At 39.4% G+C, this 1,757-nt stretch carries 1 protein-coding gene and 1 pseudogene; both read right to left on the reverse strand.

Going from position 1 to position 1,757, the window contains the following annotated elements; genetic code table 11:
- Positions 1-489: pseudogene (locus WFK35_RS22595) on the reverse strand (NADH-quinone oxidoreductase subunit M); the annotation flags it as partial.
- A partial coding sequence (locus tag WFK35_RS22600; RefSeq protein ID WP_336734871.1) for an NADH-quinone oxidoreductase subunit 5 family protein occupies positions 489-1,757 on the reverse strand: 1,269 nt, incomplete at its 5' end. The gene WFK35_RS22600 and the pseudogene WFK35_RS22595, both read right to left, overlap by 1 nt.

Below are 1,757 nucleotides of genomic sequence, written 5' to 3' on the forward strand. Positions count from 1 at the left end.
AGTGAATTCAAATCTTTTATTTTCCTGACCCCAGATTCCTGCAATAAACCAGATCGGGATCAAAGTAACTTCCCAGAAAATGTAGAACAGCAAACCGTCCAGCGAAGTGAAAACTCCTACAAGACCAAACTGCATCAACAGAATTAAACCATAGAATGTATTTCTGTAGCTTACATTTTCGTTAAATGAAGATAAAATAATGATAGGCGCCAGAATATTGGTTAACAATAAAAGAAGTAAACTCATCCCATCGATTCCGAAGTGAAGAGAGCTCTTCATGAATTGTGACCAAGGATAGTTGATCTCGTGCTGCAATACGCTGTCTACCGTAGGATTAAAATCAAAATCCACAGTGATGTAGAAGGTAATCAGCATTTGTACCAACGCAATTCCCAGTGCCAAATATTTGCTGGATTTATCTTTCCATGCAAAAACTAATCCCGAACCTACCAGAGGTAATAGTAATAGTGTTAATAATAAACCAGACATTATTGTAATATAAAGTTAACAATCAGTATAATTCCCACAGCCAAAGACATGATTAAGATGTAATTCTCAACATTTCCGTTCTGGATACGCTTCATAGCTTTTCCGCTGTCTTCAGCGCCTTCACCTACGAAGTCTACAAAACGATCAAGAATCCCTTTATCAAACATCTTTCCTCCGCGTCCTAATCCTTCAACAGTTTTTACAATTAATGCATTGTAAATTTCGTCAACGTATAATTTTTTAGCAGACAGTTTTTCCCATCCTGTGTACTGCTGTTCCGGTAACGCCTGTTTTTTCTTATTTACATAAGTATTTTTAACAAGGAACCAAACGCAGAAGAACATTACAACTGTTGCTCCTAAAAGTATCATTTCAGTTCCAAACGGAACTCCCGAAAGAGTTGCTTCCATCTGTTTAAAGCTTTCCTCTGTAAGAACCGGCTTCAGCCATTCCATTAATTTGGCATAATGACCATGACCGATGAAGTGAGGAAGGTTAATTAATCCACCCAAAACGGAAAGAACAGCCAATACGATCAATGGTAATGTCATATTTGAAGGACTTTCGTGTAAGTGGTGTTTTTGTTTTTCTGTACCTCTGAACTCTCCGTGGAAAGTAAGATAGTACAATCTGAACATATACGTAGCCGTAACCGCCGCTAAAACAAATAAAATTACCCAGTATACCGGATTTTTAGCGAAAGCAGCTACTAAAATTTCGTCTTTGGAAATCATCCCTGAAAGCAATGGGAATCCTGAGATTGCCAATGTTCCGATAAGGAATGTAGCGTGTGTGATCGGTATGTATTTTTTCAGACCTCCCATGAAACGCATATCCTGTTCGTTGCTCATCGCGTGGATTACAGATCCTGCTCCCAAGAATAATAATGCCTTGAAGAAAGCGTGTGTCATTACGTGGAACATCGCAGTTGTATAAGCTCCAAGACCTAATGCGATGAACATGAATCCAAGTTGTGAAACAGTAGAATATGCCAGTACTTTTTTGATATCGTTCTGACGAAGCGCGTAGAATCCTGCCAAAGCTGCCGTTAAGAATCCGATGAATAAAATTACTCCCTGAACGGTTGGAGCCAAAGTGAATAAGAAGTTGGATCTTACCACTAAATACATACCCGCCGTTACCATCGTTGCGGCGTGAATTAACGCTGAAAGAGGAGTAGGTCCCGCCATCGCATCCGGCAACCATGTATATAATGGAACCTGAGCAGATTTACCGGTAGCACCGATAAATAAACTCGTTGTAATGAA

This window comes from Chryseobacterium sp. VD8 (assembly GCF_037149975.1).
GTDB classification, from domain to species: domain Bacteria; phylum Bacteroidota; class Bacteroidia; order Flavobacteriales; family Weeksellaceae; genus Chryseobacterium; species Chryseobacterium indicum.